General features: G+C 60.4%; 15 protein-coding genes. 7 read left to right on the plus strand and 8 right to left on the minus strand.

Translation table 11 applies throughout. The features are described 5' to 3' along the window. Positions 1 to 1015 precede the first annotated feature (1015 nt). The 4 genes from NW830_RS10580 to NW830_RS10595 all read right to left on the minus strand — a co-directional run bounded on the left by NW830_RS10580 (position 1016) and on the right by NW830_RS10595 (position 6507). Positions 1016 to 2440, minus strand: a complete 1425-nt coding sequence (locus NW830_RS10580) for a DUF2157 domain-containing protein (protein ID WP_414362711.1) — start codon at positions 2438 to 2440, stop codon at positions 1016 to 1018. A gap of 7 nt (positions 2441 to 2447) precedes the next feature. Further along, positions 2448 to 3224 carry a phosphoribosylaminoimidazolesuccinocarboxamide synthase gene (gene purC, locus NW830_RS10585; protein WP_414362710.1) on the minus strand — a complete coding sequence of 259 codons (777 nt, stop codon included), beginning with the start codon at positions 3222 to 3224 and terminating at the stop codon, positions 2448 to 2450. A 9-nt stretch (positions 3225 to 3233) separates the two neighbouring features. Beyond that, positions 3234 to 4619, minus strand: coding sequence for a sugar transferase (locus NW830_RS10590; RefSeq protein WP_414362709.1), 1386 nt, complete (start codon positions 4617 to 4619; stop codon positions 3234 to 3236). Positions 4620 to 4782: 163 nt separating this feature from the next. Then, the gene (locus NW830_RS10595; RefSeq protein WP_414362708.1) at positions 4783 to 6507 is read right to left on the minus strand and encodes an electron transfer flavoprotein; all 1725 of its coding nucleotides are present in this window, start codon (positions 6505 to 6507) and stop codon (positions 4783 to 4785) included. Between the two features lie 368 nt (positions 6508 to 6875). Here NW830_RS10595 and NW830_RS10600 point away from each other — a divergent pair, with 368 nt between their 5' ends. Continuing rightward, positions 6876 to 8258: a DUF2079 domain-containing protein gene (locus NW830_RS10600; RefSeq protein WP_414404690.1), complete on the plus strand. Its 1383-nt coding sequence runs from the start codon at positions 6876 to 6878 to the stop codon at positions 8256 to 8258. Between the two features lie 189 nt (positions 8259 to 8447). Here the strand turns inward: NW830_RS10600 and ilvD are convergent, their stop codons facing one another. Next, a complete protein-coding gene (gene ilvD / locus NW830_RS10605; protein WP_414404691.1) occupies positions 8448 to 10130 on the minus strand; it encodes a dihydroxy-acid dehydratase in 1683 nt (560 codons plus the stop codon). Between the two features lie 312 nt (positions 10131 to 10442). Between ilvD and fbp the strand changes: the two genes are divergently transcribed. From fbp to NW830_RS10620, 3 genes are all read left to right on the plus strand, one after another. Continuing rightward, entirely contained in the window at positions 10443 to 11426 is a 984-nt protein-coding gene (gene fbp, locus NW830_RS10610; RefSeq protein WP_414362716.1) for a class 1 fructose-bisphosphatase, read from the plus strand. A 29-nt stretch (positions 11427 to 11455) separates the two neighbouring features. Next, complete coding sequence (zwf, locus tag NW830_RS10615; RefSeq protein ID WP_414362705.1) at positions 11456 to 13009, plus strand: glucose-6-phosphate dehydrogenase; 1554 nt, start codon at positions 11456 to 11458, stop codon at positions 13007 to 13009. Positions 13010 to 13169: 160 nt separating this feature from the next. Continuing rightward, positions 13170 to 14084, plus strand: a complete 915-nt coding sequence (locus tag NW830_RS10620; protein ID WP_414362704.1) for a tetratricopeptide repeat protein — start codon at positions 13170 to 13172, stop codon at positions 14082 to 14084. Here NW830_RS10620 and dxs read toward each other — a convergent pair. Next, the gene (gene dxs, locus NW830_RS10625) at positions 14053 to 16014 is read right to left on the minus strand and encodes a 1-deoxy-D-xylulose-5-phosphate synthase (protein WP_414362703.1); all 1962 of its coding nucleotides are present in this window, start codon (positions 16012 to 16014) and stop codon (positions 14053 to 14055) included. The genes NW830_RS10620 and dxs overlap by 32 nt on opposite strands. A 174-nt stretch (positions 16015 to 16188) precedes the next feature. On the opposite strand from dxs, the gene cysK reads away from it, so the two are divergent. Then, the gene (gene cysK, locus NW830_RS10630) at positions 16189 to 17166 is read left to right on the plus strand and encodes a cysteine synthase A (protein ID WP_414362702.1); all 978 of its coding nucleotides are present in this window, start codon (positions 16189 to 16191) and stop codon (positions 17164 to 17166) included. Between the two features lie 18 nt (positions 17167 to 17184). Here cysK and ileS read toward each other — a convergent pair whose 3' ends face one another. Then, positions 17185 to 19950 (minus strand): isoleucine--tRNA ligase, encoded by a 2766-nt coding sequence (gene ileS, locus NW830_RS10635; protein WP_414362715.1) that lies wholly within the window; start codon positions 19948 to 19950, stop codon positions 17185 to 17187. 715 nt (positions 19951 to 20665) lie between these two features. Further along, positions 20666 to 21508 carry a hypothetical protein gene (locus NW830_RS10640; protein WP_414362701.1) on the minus strand — a complete coding sequence of 281 codons (843 nt, stop codon included), beginning with the start codon at positions 21506 to 21508 and terminating at the stop codon, positions 20666 to 20668. 115 nt (positions 21509 to 21623) lie between these two features. Between NW830_RS10640 and NW830_RS10645 the strand changes: the two genes are divergently transcribed. Together NW830_RS10645 and NW830_RS10650 are read left to right on the plus strand one after the other, a co-directional pair. Continuing rightward, positions 21624 to 21998 (plus strand): rhodanese-like domain-containing protein, encoded by a 375-nt coding sequence (locus NW830_RS10645; protein ID WP_414362700.1) that lies wholly within the window; start codon positions 21624 to 21626, stop codon positions 21996 to 21998. Between the two features lie 177 nt (positions 21999 to 22175). Next, on the plus strand, positions 22176 to 24023 hold the full coding sequence (locus tag NW830_RS10650) for an aminopeptidase P family protein (RefSeq protein WP_414362699.1): 1848 nt from the start codon (positions 22176 to 22178) through the stop codon (positions 24021 to 24023). Positions 24024 to 24058 lie beyond the last annotated feature (35 nt).

Consider the following 24058-nt stretch of genomic DNA (forward strand, 5'->3'; position numbering starts at 1 on the left):
TACACGGGATTGGACTCCGTCCCGCTGCCGCGAACGATGAAGCAACTGGGGCAGAAGAAGAGACAAAAGCTCTGCTGCCAAGCGGGTGAGGAAACCCCACCCGCCTACGCGGTGGGGTAGTTCATGGACCTGCGTTAGATAGGGAACTCGCATTCACAGCAACAGTAGTTGAGCTCTACCTTAGCTTCCAAGACAGCCGTGTCGTCTTGAACCACCAACGTAACCTTGTTGTTGGCAACTTCAGCGGGAGAGAGCGTTAGGGTTTTGGTAAAAGTCTGGCCCGTCGAACTAACGGGTGAAGCGTACAAGAACCCCGACTGAGTTAGAGTGCCGCCGTTATACACGTAGTACTTGTCGTTGCCCGCATCTGGAGAACTGTTGCTGCTAGCCGGCAGATTGTTGCGGTAGGCAAATGTCAGAGTACCTCCTAGCCGGCAGCCTATTTTACAAGGAGGATCCCATTGAAAAGTATGGGCAAAGACTTTATTGGGGCTTGGTTCTGCCCAGTTGGTAGTTCCGTAAGGACCCTGGAGACTGCTCCAAATGGTGGCCGGTATCTCTGACTGCAAAGGGACAGCGGGGCTGGGTGGTGGAGCCTGCAGCCTTACCGACTGCAACCGCATGGGCTGAGAACAGGGGAGCGTGGGCAACGGTCTTGGGGAGGGGAGAATAGGGATCTGGCGGAACAGCTCATCGAGCTCCCCAATTAGGGGAACGGGGGAGGGCGTTGGTTCTAAAGGCCTAGGCCTTACAGCCGGCCTTGGAGCTTGCGCAACGGGGAAATGCTCCCAAAACCGATCTCTGCCCGCAGCAATTGAAGCAGAGCTATAACTCCAAAAACTAGAAAAAGAGACTAGAGCCAGTATACCTAGGCCCAGGCCTGTTTTTTTCATTGACGTTCTCCAGGAAACTTAATAACAAAGACTTTTCAGGGAAAAGCAAGTTCCCTAGAGAGGGGGGATTTTTTGTAAACTTCTATTGACTCTTAAGTTCCTGAAGACCAAAGGGAGGATTTCTAGTCATTATTCCTAAAGATACGTCTCTCAACCTTCAGCCCCACCCAGATCACGCCGATCCCGCAGGCCACCAACACCGCCGACTTGGCCAAGAGGCCAGTCTCATACTCGAAAAAGCGGGTCAGCACCACCAGGGTTAGCCCCAATAGCCCCTGCCAGAAGCGCCCCCGCAGCCCCTGCTGCAACCCTTCCCAGCAGAGGATCGCCGACAACCCCACCAGCAGCAGGGTTAGGATCCAGGGGGCAACAAACGCCAGGGCCACTCTTGAGGTCAAGTCCCCAGAAACAGCATTGCTGATCACCAGCAAAAGGGCCAGGGTAATCAGGGAGAGGAAAACGACGGCATCCTTAAGCCAGGCGGAGACAGGCTGGGATCTCTTGGCCTGCCACCCCTGCCACCAGCCCCAGCCGGCCAGCAGCAGCAACCCTGCCGCCGACAAGCTTGCCCAGGGATCCATAGCTTGGAACAGAGGTAAGGGGTCGGGATCCCAGTCCCAGGGGTCACGGAAGCTCCAGACGTAGAGCAAGAAACCCAGCCCCAGCAAAGCCAGGCCCTCCGCCGTCGGGATCAGATCCAAGACTTGCTCCTGATCGCCATCCTGGCCATTTTCTCCGGTCAAAATCCGGCTTAGTCGGTAACCATGGCGTTGGTGCCAAAAGCCCAGCCCCCAGACAACGGCAAGGCCAAGCAGCAGCCAGAGGGTCAAGCCTTCTCCAGAGCTGTCCCAGCCCCCTGCCAACCTTTGTAGCGCCAGGCCGAAGTCCACCAAAGCCAAAGCCAAGATCCAGCGGGAGCGGCACCCGTAGGCAAGGGGCAGCAGTAGGGCCAGGGCCAGCCAGGGGTAGAGGGGATCCAGAGCCGAGCGGATCCCCCTCTGCCACAGGTCAGTCATCCCGGCCAGGGCGAATAAGAGACAGGCCAGGACGCCACTGGGGGTGTGGAACAAGCTGTAGGCCACGGCCAAGCTGCCCAGCCCCCAGCCCAAGAACAAGCCCGCGGGGGATCCCCCTATTTGGAACCACTGGGCCATCAGAATAATGGCGGCTCCCAGGGCCAGCTCCCCGGCAATCAATAGGGCGCTGCCCAAGCGCGGGGATCCCTGCTGCCAAAGCCGCAAGCCGGCCACCTGCAGTCCCACCATGAGGGCCAGGGATCCCAGGGCTCTGACCGAGCGGGGAATGGCGTCCCAGTTGGCGGCCACGAAGGAGATCACCCCCAAGCCCACCAGCACGGCGCCCAACAGCAGCAGCACCAGGGTAAAGCGGCTAGCAGCTGTTCGCGGCAAGCTATCGAGTTGGTAGTACTCCCACAGGCGATCCCGCTGCGCCGGCTGAATCAGCCCCTGCTCCACCCAGGTGTCCAACAGGTCGGCCAATTGGCGGCGGAAGCGGTCGTCGGGGCCAGAGGAGCGGGGAGAAGTCATGGCACCCTCACCCCCTGCCCCTCTCCCGCGCTGCAGGAAAGGGGAGATTGGGATCAGTAGCCTGGAGCACTCGCTGCAGCACCTCTTGGTAGCCGGCTGCTGGATCGCCGAGATCAAAGCGAAAGAGGTCTTTATCCAGCACTCGCGGCTCAGTCCCTTCTAGATCCCACAGGCGGCAGGTGTCGGGGCTGATCTCGTCCGCCAGCCAGATCTCCCCTTCCTCGTCCAGGCCAAACTCCAGCTTAAAGTCCACCAGCTCCAGCCGGCAGCGCCGCCAGAAGTGGTGAAGGTGAGTGTTGACCGCCAAGGCCAGGGATCCCAGCTTCTCCACTTGCTCTGGCGTGGCCAGGTGCAACAGGCGGATGTGGTCGGGGGTTACCAAGGGATCCCCCAAGGCGTCGTTTTTGTAGTAAAACTCCACCAGGGGCGGCTCGATGGGCAGGCCCTGCTCCAGGCCTAGGCGCCGGCAGAGGCTGCCGGCCGTGCGGTTGCGCACCACCACTTCCAAGGGCAGGATCCGCAGGGCGCGCACCTGCATCTCTCGAGGGCCGGTCTGGGCCAAAAAGTGGTTGCGGATGCCCTGCTGCGCCAGGTAGGCAAACACCCGGCTGGAGACGGTGCAGTTGACCTCCCCCTTGCCGGCGATGGATCCCCGCTTTTGGGCATTAAAAGCGGTGGCGTCGTCTTTGTAGTGGCAAAGGTAAACGTGGGGATCGGCGGTGCGGTAGACCCGCTTGGCCTTGCCCTCGTAGAGGAGCTCTGGGGGCGTGGGCGAGGAGGACATAGGCAACCCCTAATAGCCGGTCAGCCGTCCGCGGATCCCTTGCCAAAGGGTAATGGCGAGGATGCGCAGATCCAGCCACAGAGACCAGTTTTGCACATAGTAGAGATCATACTGGGTGCGGCGGGCAATGCTGGTGTCTCCCCGCAGGCCGTGGATCTGAGCCCAGCCGGTGAGGCCACTTTTCACCAAATGCCGATCCGGATACTTGGGGATCTCCTGGCTAAATTGCTCCACGAAGTAGGGCCGCTCCGGGCGGGGGCCCACCAGGCTCATTTCCCCCTTCAAGACGTTCCAAAGCTGGGGCAGCTCGTCCAGGTTGGTGCGGCGCAAAAAGGCTCCTATCTTGGTTCGGCGCGGATCCCCAGGGCGCGTCCAGCCCGGCTGGCCGGGTGCCTCGGCATCCACCCGCATGGTGCGGAACTTGGCAATCCAAAAGCGGCGCCCATCCAAGCTCACCCGCTCCTGCCAATACAAGATGGGGCCGGGGCTGCTGCAGGCCACTAGCACAGCGATGATCAGAAACAGGGGGCTGAGCAACACCAGGCCCAGGGAGGCCCCCAGGATGTCTACCGCTCGCTTGAGGAAACGGTTGTGGGCGTAGCGCAGAGGGGGCTGGCGCAGCGTCAGCAGCGGGATCCCGTCCAGAGAGTGCAACTGCAGGTTAACGGTTAAGAAGCTGAGAATGTCCGGCACCAGCCGTACCTGCACCGACAGGGCCTGCAGCGTGAGGAGCAGGGGTGCGTTGGCCAGCTCCGGCTGCCCAAACCACACCTCTTGGATCTCGGGGTGAGCCTGCACATAGGCCACCAGGTGGCTGGGCTCCAGCCGCTCCAGCTTCTGCAAAGGCTCTGGTTCCGGTGCCGAGGGATCCCCGGCCACGGCCCAAGCCCTGATCTCAAACCCCAAGGCTGGGCAGCGCTCCAGTCGCTCCAGCACCTCAGCCAAGAGCAGGCCGGATCCCACCCAGATCACCCGTCGCCGCCCCTGCCCGTGGGCATACAGCCAGCCCATGCCCAGCCGCAGCACTGCCCGCATCCCCGTCAAGCTGAGCAGGGCCAGCAGGCCGGCATAGCCCACCACCAAGCGCGACAGCGAGACGGAGCGCACGAAAAAGGCCCCCGCCAGCACCAGGCCAAAGGTTACCCCCAGCCCCAGCAGCAAACTGACCCATTCCTCAAAGCGAGATAAGCGCTTCGATTCGCCGTATCCTCCCAAGCCGGCCTGAACGCCCCAATAGCTAAGGACTGTCAACAACCCCAGGCCAGCGTAGACATCCCACGGTAAAAGCTGGTGGGGGTGCAAGCTGCGCAGCCAATAAGCCGCCCCGAAGGCCAGCCAGATACAGAGCCCATCCCCAAAACAGGCCAAGGGCACCCATAGGCGGTGTGGATCCAAGCTCAGGGTGTAGCTAAAAAAGGGCCCCCCCTCCCTCCTGCAAGAGGACCTCTTCTGGCTACAGGGATTGGCCAAGAACTCTCTCCTCTAGCCACCTAGACTGGGATTCTAGTGGTCGGCCATCCCAACTGGCCAGAGAGCTGGCCCAGGGTTCTTTGGGACGCTACAGTCCGTAGAAATCAGGGCCGGATCCCTCGTAGCTGGGGTTAACCCGCAGGTTGAGGTGGGGGCAGACGATCTCGCAGGTGCGGCATTGGATGCAGTTTTCCAGCGACATGGCGTGGGAGCGGATCCCATTGCGTTCGCGGATGTGGTGGACTTCTGCCGGGCAATCGGCCACGCAGGGGGTAGGGCGGTTGAGCTTGTCGTAGGTGGCAATGCACTGGCGGCAGGTGTCAGCGCTGAACTCAAGGATGTGGCGGTTGCCTTCCGGGTAGCGGGGATCGGCAAAAAAGACGGCATCTGAGCGCGAGAAATAGCCCCATCGCGTGGTCAATGCTTCAGGATCCAGACCTAGGGGAGCCACAAAGTCCGCTTGGATGGCGGCATGGGGAGCAACATACCCCCGTGGGGGCGGCTCGCCGGCGCTGACCCGTCCCGTCAGCAGCGTGTAGGCGCGCAGGAGTTCCCCGCCGCGACGCACAGGATCCTGCAGGCCCCAGCGCAGGGATCCCAGCCAAGGGTGGCCGGCATCGACGCTGCAGCAGATCTGGGGCAGGTATTCTTCCAGCAGGCGGGAGTTTTCCAAAAAGGCTTCCCGAAAATAGCGGCTGCGGTAGAGATCTTGCCCCACCGAGCTCTCCATCACGGCTTTTTGGTAGGCCTCTTGAATGCGCAGATCCCCTTTTAAAAAGCCGTCGTGAATGAGGCCCGCTGCCAGGTAGCCGGTCTCCATGGCGTTGTTGATCCCGGCCAGGCTGCCCACATCCAGCACCCCCAGGGCATCCCCCAAAAGCAAGGCCCCTTCAACGCCAAAGCGGGTGGGCAGGCTGTAGTAGCCCCCCTCAGGAATGACGGCGGCCCCGTACTTGAGCAACTTGCCACCGGCAATCAGGGATTGGATCCAGGGGTGGGCTTTGAACTCCTGCAGGCGCTGCTGCGGGTTGAGGTTGGGATTTTTGCTGTCGAGGCCGATGATGAGGCCCAGGGCCAGGCGGTTATCTTTGAGGCCGTAGACAAAGCCGCCGCTGAAGCTGCCATCCAAAACCGGGTAGCCCAGGGTGTGCCACACCTGCCCTTGCAGCGAGCGAGGGATCTGCCACAGCTCTTTGACCCCCACCGACCACAGTTGCGGTCGAGGGCGCAGGTGAAACTTCTCGACCAGGTCTTTGGAGATAAATCCCTTGTCGCCAAAGCAGGTGAGCTCGGCAAAGACGCAATCTTCGTAAACTTGGCCGGAGTCGCTCACCCGCACCCCAATGACTCGCTCCCCCTCATAGAGGATCTCGTGGGCGGCAAAGCCGGGGAATACATCCAAGGTAACGTTGGGGATCCCTTTGGCCTTTTCCTGCAGGGTTTCGGCCAGCCAGCGGATGACATGGCTAAGGGTGAGGATGAACTGCCCCTGTTTGCGCAACCCCTTTGGGATCGCCGCTTCCGGCAGATCCCAGCGCTCTTGGGATCCCAGTACGCTCAGGTGGCTCACTTCCACCCGCCCCTCGTGGGGAAATCCTTGGCTCTCAAAATCCGGGAAAAGCCTGGCGATTACCTGGGGATTGCAGATGGCACCACTGATGATGTGCCCGCCAAATTGCCGGGCTTTTTCCAAGATGGCGATGGAGATCTTGAGCCCCGAGAGCTTGGCCAGATCCAAAAGGCGATGGGCCAGGATCAGGTTGGAGGAGCTTCCTCCCACCAAAAGCAGGTCATAGCGGATGGCGTCACTCATGCAGAATTCCCCACGCAGCAGCTCTGGAGAGTCTGCCCGTATCCTAGAAAGGAAAAGTGGAAAGATCCCAAAACTTTAGACCTTCTCAAGGCTTTGGGCGTTCTCCCTGCGATGGCCAACCCCAGCCTCTTGCCTGGCTTGGGCAGGGATCCCTCCTTCCTGCAATTTTTCCAGCTAGCCGGATTCGAGCCTCTCTTGCCAGAGAAAAAGGGGCTGTCTTTGAGCTGGCTTGCGGTCTTGCTGCTAGCTGGCAGAGCCTGGATTCTACGCTAAACAAGTTGTAGTCGGCAATGAAGGAACATCCTCTGTCCAAGTCTTTCTTGGCGACGCTGGTTGGAGCCTTCTTTGTTCTTTTAGGCTGCAGCGTTGTGCGGCACCACTTGTTTCAGTCGGGAGGGTATGATCTCGGTATTTTCGACCAAGCTGTTTATTTAATCAGCCGTGGCGAGGTTCCTTTTTCTACTATTCGCGGGATCCACATTCTTGGGGATCACGCAGCTTTTATCTTGTATCCTCTCAGTCTCTTGTATCGCATTGTTCCCTCTGTATATTGGCTGTTTGGCATCCAAGCTCTGGCACTAACGCTGGGAGCGCTGGCCGTTTACCATCTGGCGCTCCAAGCCGAGATTGATTCTGACAGAGCAAGAACAATTGCCGCTGCCTATCTTCTCTACCCAGCCATCTTCAACGCCAACCTTTTTGATTTTCATCCAGAAGTGTTGGCTGTTCCCCTTTTTTTGGCAGCTATACTCTGTGTTCGCTCTGGCAAGTTGTGGGAATTCTTGCTGTGTTTGAGCGGTATCCTCGGCTGCAAGGCGGTGTTGTCTCTCAATGTCGTTGCCCTAGGAGCTTGGCTGTTGCTCTTTGAAAGCAGACGAGTTGAAAAGCGCTGGCAACGGCGCTGCCAAGTGGCCGGCTGGCTTGCCATAGCGGCAGGGTCGGCCTGGTTTGGCATGGCTACTTTTTGGATTATTCCTCACTTCAGTGGCAGCGAGCCGGCAGCCGTTTCTCACTATAGCTATTTGGGCAATTCCGTTCCTGAAATTATCCAAAACTTGGTTCTCAAGCCAACATTAGTCCTGGGCAAGGTCTTCTCTCTCGACACCCTATTCTATGGATTTTTGTTAGTCATCCCTGTGGCTTGGGGCCTCTCTTGGCGCCACTGGGATCCCTGGATCCCTGCCTTGCCAACCCTGGGGCTGAATATACTTTCTAGCAATCCTGCTTATCGGGATCTGGTGCATCAGTATGCATTACCTGTTGTTCCTTTTCTCTTTCTAGCTGTTATCGAAAACGCGAAAGCAGTCCCCTTTTGGTTTTGCCCCGTCAAAAGCAGAAAAGCAGCGCTAGCCTGGTCTTTGCTGGCTTTTTTAGCCCTGGCAAAATACCCCTTTTTCGGCTCCATCTATCTTCAGTCTCTTGACACTTGGCAGGCCACTCGCGAGGCCCTTGCCCACATCACCACCCAAGGGGGTGTCCTTACCACCCACGAGATTAGCCCCCACCTCACCCATCGACGGGTTATTTACTTTACCGACGAGAGCCGCTTCAAGGGATCTCCCCCCCAACAATGGGATCCCTTTGACTACGTTTTGCTTAACAGCCGCCATCCGGGGTGGCGCAGCAGCCCAGAGTTCTCCCAGACCCTGCTTGCCGCTTTACAAAAAGAAACCTCGTTTCAGCTTCTCTACCATCGCGATGGGGTGTATTTGTTCTCTAGGATACGACAAGAACCTCCAAATCCCCCCTAGTCCAACAGGGCTGCTGGCAATTGACTACAACAACAACCTCTACCCCCGCTCGGCGGTGGCGGTGATTATGACGGCGGGATTATCGGTACGTAATTGGTGCTAAAGCTGTCACTGTAGCAAAACGGGCGGCAGGGATCCCTGCCGCTTTTTCCTGCAAGAGTTACTCCCCTCTCCCTGAGGGAGAAGGGCCTACTCCCACAAGTTCAAATCGGTCACCGCCCCCAGGCTGCTGCTGGAGACGAGCTTGGCGTACTTAGCCAAAACACCCCGTTTGTAGCGAGGCTCGGGGGGAACCCAGCGGGCGCGGCGGCGGGCCAGTTCTTCCTCACTAACATGCAGGTGCAACAGGCGAGCGGGGGCATCGATGGTAATGAGATCCCCTTCCTCCACCAGGGCAATGGGGCCGCCTACGTAGGCCTCAGGTGCCACATGGCCCACCACCATGCCGTAGGTGCCGCCAGAGAAGCGGCCATCGGTAATTAGCCCCACGCTATCTCCCAAGCCGGCGCCGATGATGGCCGAAGTGGGGGAGAGCATCTCCCGCATGCCAGGGCCGCCCTTGGGGCCTTCGTAGCGGATCACCACGACGTCCCCTGGTCGAATTTGGCCAGCAAGGATAGCCTGCAGACAGGACTCCTCCGAGTCAAAGACCCGCGCCGGCCCCGTGATCTTGGGTGTCTTGACGCCGCTAATCTTGGCCACTGCCCCTTCGGGAGCAAGGTTACCTTTGAGGATGGCTATGTGCCCTTGGGGGTAAAGGGGGCTGTGCCAGGGGCGAATCACCTCTTGGTCAGGGCTGGGCTCGTCTGGCACGTCCCGCAGGACTTCGGCAATTGTCTGGCCGGAGATGGTGAGGCAGTCCCCGTGCAGCAAGCCGTGGTTGAGCAGGATCTTCATTACTTGGGGGATCCCGCCAGCCCGGTGCAGATCGGTGGCAACAAAGCGGCCCGAAGGCTTGAGGTCACAGAGAACAGGCACGCGGGCGCGGATGGTCTCAAAGTCATCCAGCGTCAGGGGCACCTCCGCAGCGTGGGCAATGGCCAGAAAGTGGAGCACGGCGTTGGTGGATCCCCCTACCGCCATGATGACCGAGATGGCGTTCTCAATGCTCTGGCGGGTGATGATGTCGCGGGGCCGAATGTTGGCTTTAATGGCCTCGGCCAAGACCTTGGCCGATTGGGCAGCGCTTTCGGCTTTCTCTTCGTCCTCCGCCGCCATCGTGGAGGAGTAGGGCAGGCTCATGCCCATGGCCTCAAAGGCGCTGGACATGGTGTTGGCAGTGTACATGCCGCCACAGGACCCGGCGCCGGGGCAGGCGTGGCGCTCCACCGCCAGCAGCTCTTCCTCGGAGATGCGCCCGGCGCTGTACTCCCCTACCGCTTCAAAGACACTGACGATGGTGAGGTCGCGGCCGTTGTAGTGCCCCGGCTTGATGGTGCCGCCATAGACAAAGATGGAGGGCACGTTGAGGCGGGCCATGGCGATCATCGCCCCTGGCATGTTTTTGTCGCAGCCGCCAATGGCCAAGAGACCATCCATACTCTGGCCGTTGACCACCGTCTCGATGGAATCAGCAATCACCTCCCGCGACACGAGGGAGTACTTCATGCCCTCAGTGCCCATGGAAATGCCGTCGCTGATGGTAATGGTGCCGAAGATCTGAGGCATGCAGCCGGCCTCCCGCAGGGCGGCCTCGGCTCGCTCGGCCAGGGCTTGGATGCCGATGTTGCAGGGAGTAATGGTGCTGTAGGTATTGGCGATGCCGACGATGGGCTTGCCGAAGTCCTCATCGCGAAAGCCCACCGCTCTAAGCATGGCACGGTTGGGGGAGCGCTGCACTCCCTGGGTGACCACTTGGCTGCGCATCATCATTGGCAAGAAGAAACCGAGAAAAGTGAGCCGGGAAAAGAATGGGTAGAACTCATCCTACCGCTTTAACCCTCCTGGCAAGAGGGATCCGACCGAATCTGAAGCAACTCTGTAAGTTCTCGGCACCTGCGCCGAGAATCGGCCAGCCTACCTAGTAAAGGGGATCCCAGATTCCAATTGCGCCAACAGAACCCAGTCCTTGCCCTCCAGTTCGAGATCCAGAAGCTTCCTCCCCCTCAGGTGTTGGTGAAGCCGCCTATGGTTCTTAGCTCTCCTCCCTCCCCAGCCGCCGTGCCCAGCAGCGCCGAACGCGAGATGGCGCGGGATGTGCTCACCCTCTCCCGCCATGTCTTGCAGCAGTTTGGCAGCTTTACCGCTGAGGCGCAGGACTTTAGCGCCCTGATGAACCGCATTGCCCTAGCCGGCAAGATGATTGCCCGTCGCCTCAGCCAGGCAGGGCTAATCGAGGGGGTGCTGGGGGTAACCGGCAGCCTCAACGTCCAAGGGGAAGAACAGCAACAGATGGACGACTACGCCAACCGGGCCTTCATCCGCGCCTTGGAGCAGACGGGCCTGGTGTGTCGGCTGGTGTCGGAAGAGCTGAAGACCCCGGCTCGCCTGCCGGAAAACTGCTCCCTTAGCCGCTTGGCGCTGCTTGTCGATCCCCTAGATGGCTCCTCCAATATCGAGGCCAACCTGAGCGTTGGCTCGATTTTCTCTATCCTTCACCCCCTCGAGGATCGTCCGGAAGCAGACAACCAAGATCTCCTGCAGCCGGGCCGCCGGCAACTGGCTGCTGGCTATATCCTCTATGGTCCCAGCACCCAACTGGTCTATTCCATTGGCAAAGGGGTGCACAGCTTTACGCTAGATCCCAGCTTGGGGGAGTTCATCCTCTCCAAGAGCGATATTCGCATTCCCGAACGCGGCTCCGTCTACAGCCTTAACGAGGGCTACTTCTGCCAGTGGAGCGAAGGGATCCAAAACTTCATTCGCTATGCCCATCGCCAAGGTAGCTACACCTCCCGCTACAGCGGCGCTCTGGTGGCGGATTTTCACCGCATTCTTCTCCAGGGCGGGGTGTATCTCTATCCCGGCACCCAGAAAAAACCAGAGGGCAAGCTGCGGCTGATGTACGAGGCCAACCCTCTGGCGTTTTTGGCTGAGCAGGCGGGGGGCGTGGCTACCACCGGCAGCGAGGCCATCCTAGACATCGTGCCCCAATCCCTGCACCAACGGGTGCCCTTGATTATTGGCAGCCGCGAGAATGTGGAGGAAGTGTTGCGCTGCCTTCGCTGAACCCCGCCCACGCAAGCCGAGCTGACTCTATGGTGACCCTGGCTGAAAACCCCTTGCGCGTTGGCCTCAACCAAGAGCGCATCCCGGATCCCTGTATCCTGGTGCAGTTTGGCGCTTCCGGGGATCTGGCGACCCGCAAACTGATCCCGGCCTACTACCGGCTGTTTGTGCAGCGACGGCTGCCGCCGGAGTTTACCTTGGTGGGAGTGGCCCGGCGCGACTGGAGCCACGAGATCTATCGCGACAAGATGCGGGCGGCCCTAGAAGCATTTGCCCCCCAAGATCTGGGGCCAGAAGCCCTCTGGCAGGACTTTGCCCGCCGCCTGTTCTACTGCCGCCTTGATCTTGGTGATGCCGAGGGCTACCTGCGTCTCAAGCACTTCCTCAACCAACTAGACGAAGAGCGGGGCACCCGCGGCAACCGGGTATTTTACCTAGCGGTGGCGCCGGACTTTTATGCCCAGGCCATTCAACAGTTGGGGGCAGCCGGGATGTTGGCTGACCCGGCCAAAACGCGGGTGGTGATTGAAAAGCCCTTTGGCCACGACCTCACCTCGGCCCAGGAGCTGAACCGCCTTGTGCAGCGGATCTGCCAGGAAGAGCAGGTCTACCGCATCGACCACTACCTGGGCAAAGAGACGGTGCAAAACCTGCTGGTCTTTCGCTTTGCCAACGCCATCTTTGAGCCCCTCTGGAACCGCAACTACATTGACCATGTGCAGATTACTGTAGCGGAAACGGTGGGGGTGGAGGATCGGGCTGGCTACTACGACGCTGCCGGTGCTCTGCGGGACATGGTGCAGAACCACCTGATGCAGATCTACTGCCTCACTGCTATGGAGCCACCCGTCTCATTACGCGGCGACGGGGTGCGTAGCGAAAAGACTAAGGTGCTGCAGGCCACCCGCCTGGCGGACACTCGCAATGTAGCTGCAGCAGCAGTGCGAGCCCAGTACGGCCCCGGCTGGATTGCCGGCAAGCCGGTGCCAGGCTATCGCCAAGAGCCCAATGTCAACCCCAACTCGCAAACCCCCACTTACGTGGCCCTGAAATTGGAATGCGACACCTGGCGGTGGAAAGGGGTGCCCTTCTACCTGCGCACCGGTAAGCGCCTGGCCAAGAAGGTTTCCGAGGTGGCCATTTACTTTAAGCAGGTGCCGCTCTCTCTCTTTCCATCGGCAGCGCGGGAGGTGAGCCCCAACATCCTGGTGCTGCGCATCCAGCCCAACGAGGGCATCTCCCTGCGCTTTGAGGCCAAGATGCCAGGGCCAGAGATCCGCACCCGCTCAGTGGAAATGGATTTTCGCTACGGAACAACCTTTGGGTCGACCACGCCAGATGCCTACGAGCGCCTGCTGTTGGACTGCCTGCTGGGGGATCCCACCCTATTTACCCGCGCCGACGAGGTGGAAGCCGCCTGGCGGGTGGTGACACCGGTGTTATCGGCCTGGGAGGCGCCGCCTGGCCATGACAAGGGCGGCAATGCCGCACCGCCGCTGTACACCTATGAGGCGGGTACCTGGGGGCCCAAGGCTGCCGAAGACCTGCTAGCCCAGTCCGGGCGGCGGTGGCGACGCCTCTAGTTTGAATCGCTGCCCTCACCCCTAACCCCTCTCCCAACGAGTTAGAGATGGTGCTCCGCGCCGCCGGCGCAAACGTGAATCTGGTTGGAACTAGCCCTGGCAGGAAGGATCCCCGGTTGCTGCAGCTAACATGGGCATGGCCTGTTTTTGCGTGGGTGTCATGCCGCCACTGGTATTCCGGCTACCTGTCCGGTTTTTGCTAACCTTGCCGCTGGGCTTTGCCCTGGGGTTGGGGGTAGGGAGAGGGGATCCTGCTCGAGCCCAAGTGTTGCTGCACATTCCCCTACCCAATGGGGAGTTGATGCGGGCCCAGGGGCTGCAACTGGCTACCGATGCGCTGCGGCTGGCCCAGTTTGGCCAGACAGAAGAGGCGCTGCGCCGCCTGCAACTGGCGGTGGCCATGGTGCCCAACTCTTCCGAGCTGCTCTACGTTTTGGGCAACGTCTATCTGGAGTTGGGGAACTCTGACCAGGCCGTGCAGGTGCTGCAGAGGGCCCGCGCTCTGGCTCCGCAGGATGGAGATGTCCTCTACTCGCTGGGAGCGGCTTACTTGCGACAGGGCAGCTACTTTGCCGCCGCCGAGGCCCTGGAGCGGGCGGTCACCCTGCAGCCGGATAATCCCAACGCCCGCTTCCAACTGGGCAATGCTTACCTGATGCTGGATCAGTGGGATCCCGCCCGGCAGGAATATGAGAAGACCCTGGAGTTGGATCCCGCCTACTGGCCAGCCATGAATAACCTCGGCCTAGTGGACTACGAGCAGGGGGATCTGGAAGCAGCCATCAAGCGCTGGGAACGCACTCTCGAGATCAACGCTGCTGTGGCAGAGCCCTACCTAGCCCTGGCCACCGCTCTCTACGTGCGCGGCGACACCCAAAGGGCAGAGGAGTTGGCCGCCAAGGCTGTGCGTCTGGATCCCAGCTACGCCCGGCTAGAGGTACTGCGGGAAAACCTGTGGCGGGAGAAACTGCTCCAAGATGTGCAAGTTCTCCTGCGAACGCAGGCGGTTGCCAAGGCTCTCCAGCAGGCCGCTGTTGACCAGTTCAACCGCCAGATGGGCCTTGCAGCAGAGTAGCCCGGGATCCCGCAGCCCCTGGCTTCTGCAGCTTCTCAAGCTTGGCTCGGATCCGCTCGGCAATGCCAACACTGTTGAGGCCAAGGTCTGCTAGGGACTCTTCGCGGGTGGCCTGTTCCACCCAAATATCCGGCACCCCCAGCCGCAGGAGCGGTACTCGAATGTCAGCGTCCAGCAGAACTTCTCCTACTGCTGAGCCAAACCCGCCCAGAAGGCAGCCTTCTTCCACCGTCACCACCAGGCGGCTTTGCTCAGCTAGGGGCAGGATTAGCTCGGTATCCAGGGGCTTGGCAAAGCGGGCATTGACTACAGTGGTGGAGATGCCGTGCTCTTTGAGAAGCTCCGCTGCCTGCAAACTGGGGTACACCATTGACCCATAAGCCAGGATTAACACATCGCCGCCGCTGCGCAGCACCTCAGCTTTGCCAATAGGGATGGGCTCCCAGCCATCTTCTGCCAAGGGCACCCCAACTCCAGAGTCGCGCGGGTAGCGCATGGCGATGGGGCCTTGGGTGTACTGGATCCCGGTCACCACCATCCGCTGCAGTTCCGCTTCGTCTTTGGGGGCCATCAGCACCATCTCAGGAATGCAGCGCAGATAGGCAATATCGTACATACCCTGGTGGGTGGGGCCGTCAGGGCCGACCACGCCCGCCCGATCCAAGCAGAAAAAGACCGGCAGCTTTTGAATACAGACATCGTGGATAATCTGGTCGTAGGCCCGCTGGAGGAAGGTGGAATAGATGGCCACCACTGGACGCATCCCCTCACAGGCCATACCGGCAGCCAAGGTAACAGCGTGCTGCTCGGCAATCCCCACATCTATAAACTGATCCGGCAGCTTTTCCTTGAGTTTGTCCAGACCCGTGCCCGTATCCATGGCCGCCGTGATGCCAATAATACGGGGATCCCGCTCCGCCAGTTTGCAAAGAGTATGGCCGAAGACCTTGCTGTAGCTGGGGGGAGTGGGTTTGGTGGGAGGATAGGGTTTGCCGGTAGCCAGGTCAAAGCGGGATTGGGCGTGATAGCTCACCTGCTCCGCCTCGGCAGGGGGGTAGCCTTTGCCTTTAACCGTAGCCACATGCACCAGCACCGGTCCGGAGAGACCATGGGCCAACTCAAAAGCATCCAATAACTCCGCCAGGTTGTGCCCGTCCACCGGCCCCACGTAAGTAAAGCCCAGCTCCTCGAAGATAATGCCGGCCTTGTTGTTCTGCACGGCAGTAACCAGCTTCACCGTTTCCTTCATGCGGTCAATTTCCGGGCTGAGGCTGGAGCCAACCAGAGGCAGATTCTTGAGCTGCTCCTCCAGGCTGTCGGTCAAAAACTGCACCGGCGGGCTGAGGCGCAGGCGGTTTAAATAGCGCGGGAGCGCCCCCACATTGGGGGAAATCGACATGCCGTTGTCGTTGAGGATCACCATCAGGTTGGTCTTGGGCAGGTGCCCGGCGTGGTTGATGGCCTCATAGGCCATGCCCCCCGTCAGGGCGCCGTCACCGATGATGGCCACCACCTTGAAGTTTTCCCCCCGCCGATCGCGGGCAATGGCCATGCCCAGGGCTGCCGAGATGCTAGTAGAGGCGTGGCCGGCCCCAAAGTGGTCGAAGCGGCTCTCACTCCGCTTGAGGTAGCCAGAGATCCCCCCCTTCTGGCGGATGGTGTGGAAGTTGTGGTACCTGCCAGTAAGCATCTTGTGGGCGTAGGCTTGGTGCCCCACATCCCAGATCACCTTGTCGCGATCCAGGTCCAGGGTTTTGTAGAGCGCCAAGGTTAGCTCCACTACCCCCAATCCCGGCCCCAGGTGACAGCCGACTGGGGAGTTGGCAGCCGTTTGCAGGTGTTTTTCGCGGATCTGCCGGGCTAAGCTGCGCAACTGGCCGAGGTTTAGGTTGCGGAGCTGGTTGGGGTGAGTGATTTCACTCAGGTGCATAGAAGACGAGTCCTTTTGGTGTAATCCCACTCTAAATCATCCTTTTCCCAAAGTGGCCGGTTGCCCCAGCCACCTCCTCAGGTGGCCGACAGCGGCCAGGGATCCCTTAGTAGGGTTAGCATCGGACAAAGGCCCAGCTTCTCGAGGTGGCCTTGAATTGGCTTGTTGTTGCCTATGAGGATTGCCGATAACATCACCCAACTCATCGGCCGCACACCCCTGGTGCGGCTGAACCGGATCCCCCAGGCAGAAGGCTGCCTGGCGGAGATTGTGGTCAAACTGGAGAGCTTCAACCCAGCGGCCTCGGTAAAAGACCGCATTGCCGTCAGCATGATTGAGGCAGCTGAACAAGCCGGCTTAATTGCTCCGGGTAAGACCATTTTGGTGGAGCCCACCTCCGGCAACACAGGTATTGGCCTGGCTATGGCGGCAGCAGCCAAGGGCTATCGGCTGATCATTGTCATGCCTGAGAGCATGAGCCTGGAGCGGCGGCTGCTGTTGAAGGCCTACGGAGCAGAGGTGCACCTGGCCAGCAGCGAAGGTGGCATGGGAGAGGCCATCTGGAAGGCAGAAGAGATCGTGCGCCGCACCCCCAATGCCTACATGCTGGGCCAATTTACCAATCCTGCCAACCCGCAAATCCACGCCCGCACCACCGGCCCTGAGATTTGGGAGGACACTGATGGCCAGGTGGACATCCTGGTGGCGGGGGTGGGCACCGGCGGCACCATCACAGGGGCGGGCGGGTTCCTCAAGAGTAAGAAACCCTCGATTCGGCTGGTGGCCGTCGAGCCCAAGGCAAGTGCTGTTCTAAGTGGGGGGCGGCCCGGCTTCCACCGCATTGAGGGCATTGGGGCAGGGTTTGTGCCCGAGGTCTTGCGGCGCGACCTGCTGGATGAGGTGATTGCAGTAGATGACGAAGAGAGCATGGTCTATAGCCGCCGCCTGGCCAAAGAAGAAGGGATCCTCTCCGGCATTTCCACCGGGGCGGCCCTGGCTGCCGCTATCCAGGTGGGGCGGCGACCGGAAAACGCTGGCAAGCTGATTGTGATGATCCAGCCCAGCTTTGGCGAGCGCTACCTCAGCACTCCCCTTTTCCGCGACCTGGAGCGGGAGTCGGCCTCCCGCCTGCCCCAGTCTTTGGTTAGGTAATGCCCGGCCCGGTCCTGCTTAGAACTCGCCAGCCAGGGCCGCTACGCAGCGCTCGCACAGCTCGGGGTGTTCAGCAAATTCCCCCACGCGAGGGGAGTAGTTCCAGCAGCGCACGCATTTCTTGCCCTCCGCCCGCTGAACGGCAACCTGCACCTCTGCCTGCTCAGGCTCCGCCTTGATTAGCTCCACCTGGGAAGTGATAAACAGGTAGCGCAGGTCAGCTGCCCGCTCCTCCAGAAGAGCATACAGGTAGGGATCCCCTACCTTGAGGAGGAGTTTGGCTTCGGTGGAAGCGCCGATGACCTTGGCGGTGCGGGCCTGCTCCAGCGCTTTGTTCACCTCCTGCCGCACTGCCCGCAGCTTTTCCCAAGTGGCCGCCAGCTGGGGATCCCGCCAGTGCTCTGGTAGCTGCATCCAGCCCCCTTCAAACACTGAACGGGTAGGCTTGGGGTAAGGCAGGTAGCTCCAGATTTCTTCTGCTAGGTGGGAAAGTACGGGGGCGATGGCTTTGGCCAAGTTCTCCAGCACCAATGCCAGCACCGTCTGACATTGCCGCCGCCGCCGGCTGCGGGCGTGGCTGATGTAGAGGCGATCCTTGGCAATATCCAGGTAGAAGTTGGAGAGATCCACCACACAGAAGTTCTGAACCGCTTGGAAAAAGCGGTAGAACTGGTAGCTTTCAAAAGCTGCAGTGACTTCCTCCCCCACCTCCTTTAGGCGGTGCAGGAGGTAGCGGTCCAACTCCGTCAACGCTGCAAAGGGAACGGCATCCTGAGCCGGGTTGAAGTCATAGAGGTTGCCCAGCAGAAAGCGGGCCGTGTTGCGGATCTTGCGGTAGATATCCGCCATCTGCCCGAGGATGGTCTTGCCCAGGGGCACATCGCCGGAGTAGTCCACGCTGGCAACCCACAGCCGCACCACATCGGCGCCATAGGCGGGATCCGTCTGGGGGTTGCTGCCGCCGTTGATGAGTACCATTGGGTCGATGACGTTGCCCAAAGACTTGCTCATCTTCTGGCCCTTTTCGTCCAGCACAAAGCCGTGGGTGAGCACCGCTTTGTAGGGGGCACAGCCGTTGACGGCCACGGAAGTCAGTAAGCTGGACTGGAACCAACCCCGGTGCTGGTCGGAACCCTCCAGGTAGAGATCCACTGGGTAGCCCAACCCGCGGGCCTGGGCCACCGCCGCCCAAGAAGAGCCGGAGTCAAACCAAACATCCATGGTATCTGTGCCCTTGCGGTAGGTGCGGCCATTGTGGCGGTACTGCTCCGGCAGCAACTCTTCCACCGGTCGCTTCCACCAGGCGTCGGATCCCTCCTGGGCAAAGATGGCTTTGATGTGCTCGAGGGTCTCGGCCGTGAGCAGAACCTCGCCCGTTTCTTCGTCGTAGAAAACAGGGATCGGTACGCCCCAAACCCGCTGGCGGGAGATACACCAGTCCGAGCGCTCCTTCACCATGGCGGTGATGCGGTTTTCCCCTTCCGGCGGGATCCACTTTACGGTTTTGATGGCCTGCAGGGCCAGCTCTCGGAAGCCGGCTACAGACGCAAACCACTGCTCGGTGGCGCGGAAGATGGTTGGTTCTTTGGTGCGCCAGTCGTAGGGGTATTTGTGGTGGTAAGGCTCCTCCTTGAGCAGGGCGCCGGCAGCCTGCAAGGCCTTGATTACGGCCAGGTTGCCGCTGGTCTCCGGTTCTTTGGAGAGCACATCCAGGCCGGCAAACTGGGAGCCGGCTTCCGCTGTAAATCTCCCCCGCTCATCCACGGGGCTGAGGATGGGCAAGCCGTACTTTTGGCCGGTTTTGAAGTCTTCTTCCCCATGCCCCGGCGCTGTGTGGACAATGCCGGTGCCGGACTCGGTGGTGACATAGTCTCCCAAAACACAGAGGCTAGGGCGGTCAAAGAGGGGGTGGCGTCCCTGGCAGTATTCCAGAGCCGATCCCGGCAGCGTGGCCTTGACCTCCAGAGGGGTCTCCAGAACTTTCTCCAGCCGCTGCCGCAGCTCGGCAGCAATGAGCAGCAGACCGAAGTGGGGAGAATCCACCACCGCATAGGTGAGCCTGGGGTTAAAGCAAAGGGCCAGGTTGGCCGGGATCGTCCACGGGGTAGTCGTCCAGATGGCCACCCGCAAGCCCGGCAGGAAGGGCTCCAAAATCGGCTGTGCTGCTGGAGTGAGGCTCTGCAGAGGAAAAGCCACGTAGATGCTGGGGGAGACGTGGTTGTCGGGATATTCCAGCTCCGCTTCTGCCAAGGCCGTCTGCGAGCTGGGGCTCCAGTGGACAGGCTTGAGGCCGCGGTAGATGTAGCCTTTGAGGGCCATCTGACCAAACACCTCGATCTGGGCCGCCTCGTACTCCGGCGAGAGGGTCAGGTAGGGCCGATCCCAATCCCCCCATACCCCCAGCCGCTGAAAACTGGCCCGCTGCACGTTGACATAGTGCAGGGCGTACTCTCTGGCCTTTTGCCGCAGTTGCAGGGGGGTAAGGCTTTCCCGCTCCTGGGGGGAGAGGCTTTGCAGTACCTTTAGCTCAATGGGTAGGCCGTGGCAATCCCAACCAGGCACATAGCGCACCTTGCGCCCCCGCAGGATGTGGTACTTGTTCACAATGTCTTTGAGAATCTTGTTGAGGGTGGTGCCCATGTGGATGTCGCCATTGGCATAGGGCGGCCCATCGTGCAACACAAAGGGATCCCCGGGATTGGTTTCCGACAGACGCTGATAGATCTGTTCTTCCTGCCAAAAAGCTTGGATGGCGGGCTCCCTCTTAGCGGCCTCCGCCCGCATGGGAAACTGGGTTTGCGGCAGGTTGAGGGTACTCTTGTAGTCCACGGCAACTGGTTGATCAGGCTAAAGGGTGTCCTTCTATCCTACGCCGTTGCTCTCTCCTCAGCGGTGTCTCCTGAGATCCCCTTCATTGAAGCCCTTTTGGGGAGAAGGGATCCAGCCCGCCCTCTTGGTAAAGGTAAAGATTCGTGCTAGCCTCAGGATGTCGTTGAGGAAGGGAGGTTCCAGGGGATGCCAGAGAGTAGTTCGTGTAAGGGTCGTCAAGTTGGGTTCAGCCGGCTGTGCGCCGGGGCTGTTCTCTAACGGCCTGAACTCAGATCCTTAGCTTGCTGAGGAGTCTTCGCGTTCTGGCTCGCTTGGAGTTCCTCCCGGCAGTCAGGTTCCAGTTGAAGGCCCGCTAGACCGCTCTCTCCTGGACCGCCTGTTTCTCCTCGGTGGTGGGTGAGAGCGGATAGTTTTTTGAGGAGTTTCCGCTCCAGTAAGCCCAACTCTTTGCTAGGTTGCTTCAAGAACCTTCCTCTCTGGCTCATCACTGTACCTGCAAGGTCAGTCTTGGAACCCAGCCACCCCTACAAGGGCTATACACAACGGGGTTGCCGGAATCTGGCGCCTTCCGTGTCTGCTTGTGGAGGGACGACCGGATCCCGTTGAAGCGTGGGCAGAGCGCGGCGTAAGCCATGCAGCCTGTCCTGTCAGCAGGAGGTTCGGGAGTAGGTCACGGTTGGACGGCAAGGCGCCGGCTCTCGACAACAAGGCCACTTTGGTTAACCAGCATCACCGAGATCCACCGAGCGCCCGGTTCTGGGGGGGCATCTGCCTGGAGAAAGAGCCCGCCTGCCTGCAGAGGTTCAAGGGCAAACGAAGTGAGATCCAAGTAGCCGCCTGCAGCGACGGGTTGCTCATCGACAGCGCCCAGCAGCAAGGACTGGGTGAGGGGTTCTGCCACAATAGCCTGCAGCGAGTAGGTGGATCCTGGCTTGACCGCCTCGGGCAACTTGAAAGTAACAGTGGGAGGTGCCGAGCCGGAGAGGAGGGTGCTAGACTCCCGCAGGACTTCTTGGTCTACGAGCAGCAGTTGTCCTGGATTGGCCACATCCGGGCGGTAGCGGTTGCGCACCAGGGCGGCAGCCTTGACCTGAAACTCCCCCCGTGCTGAAGCTTGGGATCCCTGCACTTGGCTGGCGATCTCGGCCACGATCTCAGGGCCCACCTGCCGCCAAGAGACAATTTGAGCCGAGTAGGTCAATTGGGGATGGGCCTCCCACAGCTGGCGAATAGCTTCCTCCACCTCTTGTCGATCCAGGCCGTCCCGGTGGCGAAAGTCGGGGCTATAGCCAGCCATTACCCCTGGCAAGTCGCGGCGGTTGGCAGCGTCTATCTGCTTTTGCAGCCACTCTACGAGCGAGGCTGGCGGCGGGCTAGAGACTTGCCGTTGGATCCCGCTTTCTAGGCGGACGGGGGCAGCTTGAGCCGGCAGCTTGGCAGGGAAAGGGATCCCCCAGCTCAAAGTCAGAGCAAGGAACCCAAGCAGTTGGGAAAGGGTGAATCGAGAGCTCAAACTGGAGCCTCCAGGGGGCAAATCTGCCCTTAGTTTAGCTTGCTGAAGGTTTAGTGTTGCCCAACGCGATTGGGCCTGGGTTTATCCTGGGAGCTGGGTTCTCTGGGAGGTGTGCATGGCATCCCACCACTCTCCTGCTTTCCTGGCTTTGGTTAACGAGGCCAAAAGCCGCATCCAAGAGCTCACCGTTGAACAGGTGAGGCAAAAACAACTGCAAGGGGATCCCTTCTACCTAGTCGACGTGCGGGAAGAGTCGGAGTGGCAGGCCGGCCACATTGTCGGCGCCATTCACTTAAGCAAAGGCATCATCGAGCGGGATATCGAGAAGGTGATTCCAGATAAAGAAGCCGAGATTGTCCTCTACTGTGGTGGCGGCTTTCGCTCGGCGCTAGCAGCCGACAACCTGCAGAAAATGGGCTACCGCCGCGTGATCTCCATGGACGGCGGCATCCGCGCTTGGCGAGAGGCTGGCTTTCCCGAAGAGCGCTAGAAGCTAGCCCCTCTCCTGGAGGGGGTTCGCGGTAGCCAACGGTTTTTTCGGTGCTAGTTGGGAAAACACCCAGGTCGCCGAAAAACACGGCGCAGAAGCCCTTGGCTCCTGCTTTGTAGTCCACCACCAAGTAGCCGCTTCCTCTATGTTCCGTCTGCTTTCCCAAAGAGAACTATATTGGTCTCTAGGGCCATCGGCCCAGATCTCCCTCTTGTCCCTGCCATGCTCCAAACCCTGCCTCGCTTGGATATTGCCGCCCGTTTGCAGCAGTTGCGCCAGCTTTTGCAGGAACAAAATCTGGATGGGTTTTGGGTGCCCTCGGCTGATGAGCACCTCAATGAGTATTTGCTGGAATACCGCAAGCGGCGGCAGTGGATTACAGGCTTTACCGGCTCGGTGGGGGATGCTCTGATTAGCCGGGACAGGGCCTGGCTGTGGGTGGATCCCCGCTACCACGAGCAGGCGGAGCGGGAAGTGGATCCCAACCTGTTTACCGTCATCAAAGGCGGCCTGCCGGAGCAGCCCAGCCTGATGGAGATTGTGGAAGAGCTGGGATCCGGCTTTCGCCTAGGAGTGGATCCCTTCACAGTATCAGTGGCCACCTACCGCCAGTTGCAGACCCACGCCCAAGCCGGGGGGGTGCTACTGGTGCCGGTTAGCGAAAACCCGCTGGACAAGCTGGCCAAGGAAGCTAGCCAAGCCCTTTTGCAGCAACCCATCTATCCTGTCCCTGCCCAGCTCTGCGGGGCTACTGCCAGCGACAAGCTGGCCCAGGTGCGCCAGGAGATGCGTCGCAAGCGGGTGGGATTGTTGCCCCTAACCAAGTTGGACCAGGTAGCTTGGCTGTTTAACCTGCGCGGCTCTGACATCCCCTACAACCCAGTGTTCCGCGCCTACGCGCTGGTCGCCCTGGAGAGGGTTGCCCTGTTTACTGACCTGGAGCGCCTCACGCCCTCGGCTCGGCAAATGCTGGTGGAAGCCGAGGTCGAGCTCTGGCCTTACGAGGCCTACCCGGAACAGCTGCCCCAGTGGGCCAAGGGCTACGGGCCGGTGGGATTGGATCCCAAGCAGACCACTCAGGGCACCCAAGAGCTGCTGCAAGGGATCCCCTGTCGCGAGCTGGATCACCCTGTGGAGGCCCTCAAGGCGGTGAAAAACCCCACTGAGCTGGAGCAGATGCGGCTAGCTAACCGCAAGGCCAGCCGGGCCAAGATCCGCACCCTGGCTTGGATTGACCGGCAAATTCAAGCGGGGATCCCCATCAGCGAAGCCGATGTGGCGGCCACCATGGCAGCCCACTACCGCGAGGAAGGGGATTGGGTGGGCCTGAGCTTTAACACCATTGCCGGGGCCGGCGCCAACAGCTCCATTGTTCACTACGGCACCCCGGATCCTCAGAAGTTTTTGCAGCCAGGCGAGTTGTTTTTGTTGGATTCGGGATCCCACTACCTGGGGGGCACTACCGACGCTACCCGCACCATCTGGATTGGCCCGCAACCGGCAGATCCCTTGTGCCAGCGGCGCTACACCGAGGTGCTTAAAGCCCACATCCAGTGCGCCCGCCAGATCTTCCCCCCGGATACCTACGGGGTCTCCTTGGATGGCATTGCCCGCTCCAGCCTCTGGCAGGCAGGGCTGGACTATGGCCACGGCACCGGCCACGGTGTCGGCGCCTTCTTGAACGTCCACGAGGGGCCCAATGGGATCCACCGCCGCGCCACCACCCCCTTCAAGGTAGGCATGATCACTAGCATTGAGCCGGGCTACTACCAGCCGGGCTGGGGTGGAATTCGCTTGGAAAACCTCTATGAAGTGGTTGCCCTTCCAGAGCCGGAGGGCTGGATGGGCTTTCGCTCCCTAACTTGGATCCCCTTTGATAGGCGCTTGATTGACTGGGATCTGCTAGACAAGGCGCAACAGACTTGGCTTGAGGAGTATCACCGCCAGGTTTACGCCCTGCACCAAGCTAGCCTGTCGGAAGAAGAGGCCGCCTGGCTAGCGTGGGCCTGCGGCCTTGCCAAGTGACCTTGCAGGTACAGGGTGGCGTGCCCCTACTAGCT

The organism is Synechococcus sp. OH30 (assembly GCF_047462175.1).
Taxonomy (GTDB): Bacteria; Cyanobacteriota; Cyanobacteriia; order Thermostichales; family Thermostichaceae; genus Thermostichus.

Excerpts from the sequence above, each read along its gene's own strand:
- NW830_RS10580 (WP_414362711.1), bottom strand. The coding sequence starts at position 2,440 with ATGACTTCTCCCCGCTCCTCTGGCCCCGACGACCGCTTCCGCCGCCAA.
- purC (WP_414362710.1), bottom strand. The coding sequence starts at position 3,224 with ATGTCCTCCTCGCCCACGCCCCCAGAGCTCCTCTACGAGGGCAAGGCC.
- NW830_RS10595 (WP_414362708.1), bottom strand. The coding sequence starts at position 6,507 with ATGAGTGACGCCATCCGCTATGACCTGCTTTTGGTGGGAGGAAGCTCC.
- ilvD (WP_414404691.1), bottom strand. The coding sequence starts at position 10,130 with ATGATGATGCGCAGCCAAGTGGTCACCCAGGGAGTGCAGCGCTCCCCC.
- fbp (WP_414362716.1), top strand. The coding sequence starts at position 10,443 with ATGGCGCGGGATGTGCTCACCCTCTCCCGCCATGTCTTGCAGCAGTTT.
- zwf (WP_414362705.1), top strand. The coding sequence starts at position 11,456 with ATGGTGACCCTGGCTGAAAACCCCTTGCGCGTTGGCCTCAACCAAGAG.
- NW830_RS10620 (WP_414362704.1), top strand. The coding sequence starts at position 13,170 with ATGCCGCCACTGGTATTCCGGCTACCTGTCCGGTTTTTGCTAACCTTG.
- dxs (WP_414362703.1), bottom strand. The coding sequence starts at position 16,014 with ATGCACCTGAGTGAAATCACTCACCCCAACCAGCTCCGCAACCTAAAC.
- cysK (WP_414362702.1), top strand. The coding sequence starts at position 16,189 with ATGAGGATTGCCGATAACATCACCCAACTCATCGGCCGCACACCCCTG.
- ileS (WP_414362715.1), bottom strand. The coding sequence starts at position 19,950 with ATGCGGGCGGAGGCCGCTAAGAGGGAGCCCGCCATCCAAGCTTTTTGG.
- NW830_RS10645 (WP_414362700.1), top strand. The coding sequence starts at position 21,624 with ATGGCATCCCACCACTCTCCTGCTTTCCTGGCTTTGGTTAACGAGGCC.